Origin of the sequence: Flavobacterium proteolyticum (genome assembly GCF_015223105.1) — a bacterium.
Lineage (GTDB): Bacteria > Bacteroidota > Bacteroidia > Flavobacteriales > Flavobacteriaceae > Flavobacterium > Flavobacterium proteolyticum.
Genome location: NZ_JADFTZ010000001.1, coordinates 1256003 through 1265745 on the forward strand (window position 1 = coordinate 1256003; position 9743 = coordinate 1265745).

Here is a 9743-nt window from a genome sequence, read left to right on the forward strand (position 1 = left end):
TTGCCTCTTTTTTTATTCTTCTCTATTTACAGCATCCATACTAAAAGCTGGTGTACAAATAGCTAAATATTCACAAGCTTCATCAAACGGATTGGAATATTGAACTCGTATGTTTTTCTCAATTTTAATGGATTGACCCGCTTCTAAAACTACCACTTCATCTTCAATGATAAATTGCTTTTTCCCTTTTATGATATAGGTGTATTCATCAAATTCTGGTGTTTGAAAAGGTTCGCTCCAACCAGGTGGCGCAATCATGTGCGCAATTGAAATTGCTGAATTGTTGGTAGTTGCCAATCCGTGATGTTCTTCAATTAATTTTCCATCAGTGGTTGGAACTACGAATGGTGCTTTTTGAATAAAATATTTTTTCATTTTGTTACTTCTTAAATATAAAATAAACCGCCAATACTAAAAAACAAAAACCTACTGCGTGATTCCATCTAAAAGTTTCGTTCTTAAAGAAAACCATTGAGAAAATCACAAAGATTACTAAAGTTATGACTTCTTGAATTACTTTTAATTGCATTAATGAAAAGGGTCCGCCATTGCCTTCATAACCAATTTTATTAGCTGGAACTTGAAAAAAATATTCAAACAAAGCCAATCCCCAACTGATTAATACAACGGTTATTAATCCGGCGTTTTCGAACCATTTTAATTCTTTAAATTTTAGATGACCATACCACGCCAACGTCATGAAAACATTGGAAAGGATAAGTAATCCAATTGTGATAAATCCTTTCATTATTTCTTAAACATCTTCATTAATAGACCAAAAGCGCCACGAATAAAACTCGCACTTGTAACTACTTTAGTAATTGATTTCCCAACTACTTCAGCCGTACTTGATTCTTCTTTTGCTTTTCGGGTTGGTTTTTCAACTTCTTGTTCGGCTGCGACTTCTTGCGCTTCGGCAATTTTTTTGTTTAGCATTTCGTAAGCGCTATCTCTATCTACTACTTCGTTATATTTCTTAGCTAATTTCGATTTTGCAATACTCGCTTCAATTTCACTTTCAGTTAAAACATCCATTCTACTCATTGGTGCGCGCATCATGGTAGCTACTAGTGGTGTCGGAGTTCCTTTTTCGCTTAATGCGGTTACAAAAGCTTCTCCAATTCCTAACGAAGTTAACACTTCATCCGTTTCATAAAAATCAGTATCGGGATAATTTTCAGCAGTCATTTTAATTGCTTTTCTGTCATTTGCCGTGAAAGCTCTCAAAGCATGCTGAATTTTCAAGCCTAATTGTGCCAAAACGCCTGTTGGAACATCCATCGGATTTTGGGTAATAAAATACACTCCAATTCCTTTCGAACGAATTAATTTCACAATCGTTTCAATTTGATTTAATAAAGCCTTACTTGCTTCGTCAAAAATCAAATGGGCTTCGTCTATAAAAATTACTAATTCTGGTCGTCCCGCATCGCCTTGTTCGGGCATGGTATTATAAATTTCGGCTAACAAACTCAACATGAAAGTCGAAAATAATTTCGGTTTGTCTTGAATATCGGTCAAACGCATGATGTTAACGTAACCATTTCCGTTTTCGTCAATTCGCATTAAATCTTGAATATCGAATGATTTTTCGCCAAAGAATAATTCCGCACCTTGTTGTTCTAATTCGATAACTTTTCTCAAAATGGAACCGGTTGAACTGGTTGAAATTCTTCCGTATTCGGCTTCAAACTCTGCTTTTCCTTCTTCGGTTGCGTAATTAAGTACTTTTTTGAAATCTTTTAAATCTAATAAAGGCAAACTATTATCATCGCAATATTTAAAAATAATAGAAACTACACCCGATTGCGTGTCGTTTAAATCTAAAATTCGAGAAAATAAAACAGGTCCAAATTCAAAAACCGTTGCTCTTAATCGAACTCCGTTTTGTTCCGAAATAGTCATTAATTCCACAGGAAAAGCTTTTGTTTCGTATGGAATCGAAATTTTAGCATGGCGTTCTGTAATAAATGATTTTTCTTCACCAGGCATTGCAATTCCCGAAAAATCACCTTTTATATCCATCATCAAAACTGGAATTCCATTTTGTGATAATTGTTCTGATAATACTTGAATGGTTTTGGTTTTTCCAGTTCCAGTTGCTCCTGCAATTAATCCGTGACGGTTTAAGGTTTTCAAAGGAATATTTACGTGGGTATTTGGAATCGCTTCGCCATCTAAAATTCCGCCACCTAATGTGATGAATTCGCCTTTACAAGCGTAGCCTTCGTTTATATATTTGCTAAAATCTTCTGTCTTGCTCATTTTGATGTATTTTGAATTTCAAATGTAGTTAAAATCAGAGGAAATTTCAAGGACAATGACAAGTACAATTTCAAAATTCTGAGGGCTAACTTCTAAATTCTAACTTCCAAGTCGTATCTTTGCCCACTATTTTTATTTAAGATGTTACAAAAAGAAGTACAATTAGCGGTTGAAAAAGGCGAAATGTTGCCTTTAATGGAGGAGTTTTACACGATTCAAGGCGAAGGATATCATACAGGAACAGCAGCTTATTTCATTAGAATTGGCGGTTGCGATGTAGGTTGCCATTGGTGCGATGTAAAAGAAAGTTGGAATGCGGAATTGCATCCACCAACGAATACCGATGTGATTGTTGCCAATGCCAAAAAATACGCCGACACAGTTGTGGTAACAGGAGGAGAACCTTTAACTTGGGATATGACATTACTGACTTCTAAACTAAAATCACAAAATTTAAAAGTACATATTGAAACTTCTGGAGCTTATGAAGTTTCTGGAACTTGGGATTGGTTTTGTTTGTCGCCAAAGAAAAATAAATTGCCAGTTCAAAGTGCTTATGATATTGCCAATGAATTAAAAGTAATCATCTACAACAAACACGATTTTATTTTTGCCGAAGAACAAGCGGCTAAAGTAAATCCAAACGCCATTTTATTTTTACAACCTGAATGGAGCAAAAAAGAAGAAATGACACCTTTAATAGTTGATTATGTGATGAATAATCCAAAATGGAGAGTTTCGTTACAAACGCATAAATATTTGAATATCCCATAACGGAAAAATCAAATTCATTTTTTGGAACACAGATTAAAGAAATTTTAAAAATTCATTTAATTTCTTTAATCTGTGTTTCTATATTAAGTCTCACTATTGATTGCTATGTAAAGTGAAACGCCTTTATAGTATAAAGAAAATCTAATGTGGCTATGTGTTTCGAATTAAAGTTTACTAAGCTTCGCTAAGTAATCAAAATGTTTCCCTTCCAAAATCAATTTACATTCCAAACCATTTGCAATTGCGGCGTTTTGTAACGTGTTGTAATCCAAATATAGCCAATCAAAAGTGTCTTCGGTTTCTCCTTTATATTGAATAGAGAAAGTTAATTCGCCATAATAACCATTCGCTGGAACTTCATAAGCACCATCTTCGTCTTGGTCGTACATATAAATTAAGTCCGAACTATCAATTAAAATTTGTCCGCCTTCGTTTAAAAGCGATTTTAATTTTTGCAAGAACTTCGAAATCTGATTCATTTTTCCGAAAATCCCGGTTCCGTTCATTAAAAGTAATATGGTGTCGAATTTTTCTGGAGAATCAAAATCCAAAACATCCGAAACCTGACAGTTTTTCAAACCTCTCAATTCACAAGCTTTGATTGCGTTTTCCGAAATATCTATTGCGGTAATATCAAAACCCTTTTCCTGCAAATACAAAGCATGACTTCCTGCGCCACATCCTACATCTAACACTTTTCCTTTGGCTAATTGCAATGCCTTTTGTTCCAGTTTTGGCATCTCTTTAAAATCACGAAACAAATAGGCAACACTCATTTCATCGGCTTCCGAAATAGAAGTTTCGGTGATTAAATCTTCAGGAGAATTATTGGTTTGATAGTCTAAAATGGCTTTTCCGAAAAGGTCTTTCATGGTTTATATTTCAAAATTCAACATTCGTTATTCTAAATTCGAAATTCAAAATTGTAACTTTGCAGAAGAAAATCTATAAAATGCTAAAGCCAAATTTAAACGAACTCGGAAAACTTGCCAAAGATACGCATAACGAAACCAAAAAGTATTTTGACAAGCTAAAAAAGAAAACACCTAAGAATTTGGATTATGTAATGCAAGATTTACACGAAGCCGAATTCAAAAAAACGGATTGTTTGAAGTGTGCCAATTGTTGCAAGACAACTGGACCGTTATTTACTTCGGCTGATATTGAACGAATTTCAAAGAGTTTTCGTCAAAAACCACAGCAGTTTATCGAACAATATCTTCGCATTGATGAAGATAACGATTATGTGTTGAAAAGTGTTCCGTGTACGTTTTTAGATAGTGACAACAAATGCTTCATCTACGATGTCCGCCCAAAAGCCTGCCGAGAATTCCCTCACACGGATAGAAAAAAGTTCAACCAAATCACCGATTTAACGTTACTAAACGTAGCGATTTGTCCAGCTGCGTATAATATTGTGGAGAAAATGAAGGAGAAGTTGCCTTTGTAAGGTATTTTTTTTAAATTATTTAACAACAACTTTTTCAATAAAAAAACCTTCCGTTGTAGTGATTTTGAACAAATAAACACCTTTTTGAAGAACTTCTGTATTAATAATGTTAGTTTTTTGTAATTTTTGTTGTTGTATTAAGCGCCCATTTATATCGATTATATGTAACATAGCATTATTTAATTTTTCTATTTCAATGGTTAAATAGTTTTGTGAAGGGTTGGGATAAATGAGGAAGTTGTTTTTAATAGAAAAACTAACATCGTTTAGGAGAGATTCGCAATTAACATCTAATGAATCTCCAGAAATTGTCCAACCTTTACCACTTGATGATATAGATGTAGTTAAGATAGATCTTGCGTTTTGTCCTGCATTACTAGAGTATATTAACTGGTTAGAACCTAAATTTCTTCCGTTTGGACATGCTGGGTTGTTTGCCCAGCCTATAAGAGTAATGTCATAATTTATGCAATCTATACCGGAGTTATTGAACATTCCTATTAAATTTACATTGTTATTTAATGACCAATTTTCTATACTTTGGTTAAATTCTACAGCATTTTCAAACATGTATGACATGTTGGTTACAGAACTTGTGCTCCAATTTCCGATTGGCTGGTTAAAATTAGAAGCATCTTTGAACATGAATTTCAATTGGGTGGTTGAGCTTGTATTCCAATTTCCAATAAATTGATTAAAATTCGTAGCACTTTGAAACATTGCAGACATATTTGTAACTGAACTTGTATCCCAATTCCCGATTGGTTGATTGAAATTCGTAGCACTTTGAAACATTGCTGACATATCTGTAATTGAACTTGTATCCCAATCCCCGATTGGTTGATTGAAATTCGTAGCGCTTTGAAACATTTGTGAGATATCTGTAACAGAACTTGTGTTCCAATTTCCGAGTGGTTGATTAAAGTTAATTGCAAACATGAACATATACTGCATACTAGTACAGGAACTTATATCCCAGTTCTCAATAGATTGATTAAAGTTAGTTGCTCTATAAAACATCCCATCCATTGTTGTCGCAGAGCTTGTGTTCCAATTCCCAATAGGTTGATTAAAATCTGGGGCTTGATAAAATACACCCCTAAAATCCGTGACTTTACTTACGTCCCAATTGTTAATATTTTGATTAAAAATAGTTCCAGCAAACAAATTCATCATGTTCGTAACATTGCTTGTATCCCAATTACTTATATCTTGATTAAAATATAACGCACTATGAAACATACTCATCATATTTGTAATGTTACTTGTATTCCAATTATTGAAGCTATTATTTCCTGATAAAATTGTGCAACCATAAAACATTTCTGATAAATCATTAACGTTGTTTAAGTTTGGTATATCTGTAGCAATTACATTTAAATTGACACAACCTCTAAATGCTCTGAAAAAAGTTGTCCAGGCATTATTTCCCCATTTTGTTATAGTTAGTAACTTAAATCTATCGCCATAAAATGAATTGGCTGATGGATTATTTGAAAATTGTAAGGTGTTAAAATTACCTGATATTTTTATTTCGTAAAGTGTATTAGCTATCACAGGATTTATTTGAGGGCCAAAATCAATAGTTATCATACCTGTTTGATTTGATAAAGTACCATTATGTGTTGGATAGCCAACTTCTTCCCAGCTAATATTATAAGGTCCGCCAATAATAGGAATTCTAATTTGAGTATTAGTAGTAGCTGGCAAAACACTACTGGCGTTTGAGGGTTTCCAAATTGTTGTAAATTCATTTTGTGAAAAAAGAACGTTACAAATTAGAAAAAAATAAATTATTAATATTTTTCTCATGATAAATTAAATTTGATTTCGAGTTAAATATAGAGAATATATTATTAACATATTGAAGGAATCACTCATAAATCAAATACTTCTTTCTCACTTCCTTAAATTGTTCCAAACCTTCTTGCCAAGTTTTTCTAATTTCTTTTTCGGTCATTCCGGCTTCAATTTGTTCGCGGAGTTTTTTGGTTCCTGCTAATTTGGTGAAGAAATCATTAAAAAAAACAGTTTTGTCTGCTGTGTTTTCGTAAGCTTTCAACAACCATTTTAATTCCAATCTGTGTACTTTTCTTATTTCGGTTAAATCTTCGCCAAAACATAATTTTCCATTATGAACTGGATCTTTAGCGCCAAAATTCGGTTTCGGAGTAAAACTAAAATCAAACTCACTTTCAGGTAAAAAGGGCGAACCATATATTTGGAATTGCTTTTCAGTACCGCGACCTAAACTTACATTCGTGCCTTCAAAAAAGCACAAACTCGCATATAAATTAATCGATTGATCGTTTGGTAAGTTTGGCGAAGGCTTCGCAGGTAAGCTGTATTTCATATCGTGCGAATAGTTCAAACAAGGCGCAACTTTCAAATCACATTGCAAACTATCTTTCAACCATTTTTCTCCGTTAATCATTTTCGCATATTCGCCAATTGTCATGCCATGTAAAACCGGAATTTCATGCATCCCAACAAAACTCTTGTGTTCCTTTTCTAAAATTGGACCATCAATAATAGTTCCATTCGGATTTGGTCGGTCTAAAACCAAAAGCGGAATGTTATTTTCCGCACAAGCTTCCATCACATAATGCAACGAAGATATATAAGTGTAAAATCGCGCGCCCACATCTTGTAAATCAAAAACCAAGATATCAATTCCTTCCAATTGCTCTGGTTTTGGCTTTTTGTTGTTTCCGTAAAGGGAAATAATCGGCAAATTTGTTTTCGTATCTTTTCCATCTACAATTAATTCGCCAGCATCAGCGGTTCCTCTAAAGCCGTGTTCAGGCGCATAAATTTTCTGAAGATTGATGTTTTGTTCGATTAAAAAATCAACCAAATGTTTTTCTTTCGAAAGAATTCCTGTCTGATTCGTGACTATTCCTGCGCGTTTGTCTTTTAATAAAGGCAAATAACTTTCAAAGTTTTCGGCACCCGTTTTAAAAGTAACATCTGTTGATGTAGAAGTCAAAGTTACATTATCAGCATTCGGTTTTAGCTGCGGAATAGTCTTTTTACTACTTCCACACGAAACGATTAGTAAAGAAAAAAATAATAATGTACTTTTGAAAAATAATTTAGATGTCATAAAAACCTTGAATTTAGAATATTTCATAGCCAAAAGACTAATTGCTGCTAAAAGTTATAAAAGTAGTATTTCTTCGCCAATTATAAAAATTGCGATTACGGCAATTGCCATCGGAATTGTTATGATGATTATGGCGGTGGCTACGGGTGTTGGGCTTCAAGATAAAATTCGTGAGAAAGTTTCGGCTTTCAACGGACACATTATTATTTCTAATTTCGATGATAATCAATCGCAAGTCACCACCGAACCGATTTCTATCAATCAAAGTTTTTATCCCAAATTCAAAAATGTAGAAGGTATTAGTCATGTGCAAGCAGTAGCAAGCAAAGCCGGAATTATACGTACAGAAAAAGCTTTCGAAGGAATCATATATAAAGGTGTTGGCAAAGATTATAATTTCACCAATCTAGAAGAATATTTAGTCGATGGTAAAATCCCAAATCTAAAATCCGAGTTAAATACCGAAGTTTTGATTTCGGAATACTTAGCCAAGCGTCTTCATTTAAAAGTAGGCGATAAGTTCTTAACTTTCTTCATGAAAGACAACGGAAAACTTCCAAATAAAAGAAACTTCTTAATTACTGGAATTTTCAACTCAGGTTTTCAAGAATTCGACGCTACTTATATAATGGGTGATATTCGCCACGTTCAACTCATCAATAAATGGCAACCAACCGAAGTCGGAGCATTCGAAGTTTTCGTAGATGATTTCTCAAAAATTAAAGAAAAAGGAGAGGAAGTCTACAAAGAAATTCCGCCCACTTATAATAGTATCACCATCGAAGAAAAGTATTACAGCATTTTCGAATGGTTAAAATTATTCGATTTCAATATTTTAGTAATTCTAATCGTAATGATTGTCGTAGCCACCATCAATATGGTAGTCGCATTATTGGTGCTAATTCTAGAACGCACCCAAATGATCGGAATCCTAAAAGCCATGGGTGCCAACAATTGGAATGTTCGAAAAATATTCCTGTACAACGCTTTCTATTTAATCGCTCGCGGACTATTTTGGGGAAATCTAATCGCTATTTCTTTATTAGTAATTCAAAAATTCTTCGGCGTAATCCAACTTAATCCCGAAAACTATTACGTAAACGAAGCGCCAGTAAGTATCAATTTACTTCACATCGCATTATTAAATATCGGAACCGTAATCGTTTGTTTGTTGGTATTATTAATTCCATCTTATATTATCACCAAGATTTCACCAGTAAAAGCAATACGTTTCGATTAATTTTTTTAGAAGCAGATATTCTGCATTCCATAAAGACTCTTAGTTCCGCTGTCCGCTACAATTTTTTTCTTTTTTGTTGCCTGAGGTTTTCTTTTTTGTTGCCTGAGGCACTCGAAGGCAACAAAAAAGAAAAAAGATTTCCCCTCCCATCGGGGCTAGATAAGACGTTCAGTATTCCAGATTACTATTCCATTGGCTCGCGAAGCGAGCAATTGTCATTCCGCCGAAGTAGGAATCTCCTACGAAGTAGGCTATTGCTTAACGCAGTTAAGCCATCACAACTGAATACGTAATTACACTATATATATGTATAAGAATTCCCCCTTTGAAGGGGGGGGGAGGGGTATGTTATGTCCAGTTCATCTATCCATCAACCCACTTTTATGAACTTTTTGCACACTATATATAAGTAAAAAACTTATATGACTTATATGTTTAATAATCCTCTTCGCGACCATTGCGCCATCTTTGCGTTCCTTGCGGTTAAACCCTAAAAAAAACTTTCCTATATTAAATCCTTGTTATCAGAGAGTTAAGAAAAACATGAAAAAAAACACAAAAAAAAGAAGCTAAAAGCCTTGTGGGAACAAAAAAGATTTCTACTTTTGCACCCGCATTAGAGCAGAAGTTCACACACAAACTGAGAGATTAAACAAATCAAAAAAACTTTAAAAAAAGTTGAAAAAAGATTTGGATAATAAAAAGTAAAGGTAGTATCTTTGCCGACCCGAAACGAAAGAATCGGAGCGTACAAGTTCTTAAAAATATTGGGTAAGTGGTCAAGAAAAAATAATCAAAAAATTTTTTCAAAAAAGCTTGCCAGATTAAAAAAGAGTTGTACTTTTGCACCCGCTAACTGAAACAGTAGCGAACAAAAAAAGAATGACACGTTCATAGACATATTGAAT

At 33.9% G+C, this 9743-nt stretch carries 9 protein-coding genes; 3 read left to right on the forward strand and 6 right to left on the reverse strand.

Features of this window, described 5'->3' with window-relative positions:
• Positions 1-12: 12 nt before the first annotated feature.
• Genes IM755_RS05435 through IM755_RS05445 form a run of 3 tightly spaced genes read right to left on the reverse strand, consistent with a single transcriptional unit; the run spans position 13 to position 2265 of the window.
• Positions 13-375, reverse strand: coding sequence for a cupin domain-containing protein (locus IM755_RS05435; protein ID WP_194094396.1), 363 nt, complete (start codon positions 373-375; stop codon positions 13-15).
• Positions 376-379: 4 nt separating this feature from the next.
• Positions 380-748: a DMT family protein gene (locus tag IM755_RS05440; RefSeq protein ID WP_194094398.1), complete on the reverse strand. Its 369-nt coding sequence runs from the start codon at positions 746-748 to the stop codon at positions 380-382.
• Positions 748-2265 carry a helicase HerA-like domain-containing protein gene (locus IM755_RS05445; RefSeq protein ID WP_194094399.1) on the reverse strand — a complete coding sequence of 506 codons (1518 nt, stop codon included), beginning with the start codon at positions 2263-2265 and terminating at the stop codon, positions 748-750. Before IM755_RS05445 ends, IM755_RS05440 begins: the two co-directional genes overlap by 1 nt.
• A gap of 141 nt (positions 2266-2406) precedes the next feature.
• On the opposite strand from IM755_RS05445, the gene IM755_RS05450 reads away from it, so the two are divergent.
• Complete coding sequence (locus IM755_RS05450; protein ID WP_194094401.1) at positions 2407-3039, forward strand: 7-carboxy-7-deazaguanine synthase QueE; 633 nt, start codon at positions 2407-2409, stop codon at positions 3037-3039.
• A 164-nt stretch (positions 3040-3203) separates the two neighbouring features.
• Here the strand turns inward: IM755_RS05450 and IM755_RS05455 are convergent, their stop codons facing one another.
• Positions 3204-3911 (reverse strand): class I SAM-dependent methyltransferase, encoded by a 708-nt coding sequence (locus IM755_RS05455; RefSeq protein ID WP_194094403.1) that lies wholly within the window; start codon positions 3909-3911, stop codon positions 3204-3206.
• Between the two features lie 80 nt (positions 3912-3991).
• Here IM755_RS05455 and IM755_RS05460 point away from each other — a divergent pair, with 80 nt between their 5' ends.
• A complete protein-coding gene (locus IM755_RS05460; protein WP_194094405.1) occupies positions 3992-4489 on the forward strand; it encodes a YkgJ family cysteine cluster protein in 498 nt (165 codons plus the stop codon).
• A gap of 15 nt (positions 4490-4504) precedes the next feature.
• On the opposite strand, the gene IM755_RS05465 is transcribed toward IM755_RS05460, so the two are convergent.
• Positions 4505-6301, reverse strand: coding sequence for a BspA family leucine-rich repeat surface protein (locus tag IM755_RS05465; protein WP_194094407.1), 1797 nt, complete (start codon positions 6299-6301; stop codon positions 4505-4507).
• 61 nt (positions 6302-6362) lie between these two features.
• The gene (locus tag IM755_RS05470; protein ID WP_194094409.1) at positions 6363-7595 is read right to left on the reverse strand and encodes an exo-beta-N-acetylmuramidase NamZ family protein; all 1233 of its coding nucleotides are present in this window, start codon (positions 7593-7595) and stop codon (positions 6363-6365) included.
• A 7-nt stretch (positions 7596-7602) separates the two neighbouring features.
• Here IM755_RS05470 and IM755_RS05475 point away from each other — a divergent pair, with 7 nt between their 5' ends.
• Positions 7603-8835 (forward strand): ABC transporter permease, encoded by a 1233-nt coding sequence (locus IM755_RS05475; protein ID WP_194094507.1) that lies wholly within the window; start codon positions 7603-7605, stop codon positions 8833-8835.
• The last annotated feature ends 908 nt before the right edge of the window (positions 8836-9743 follow it).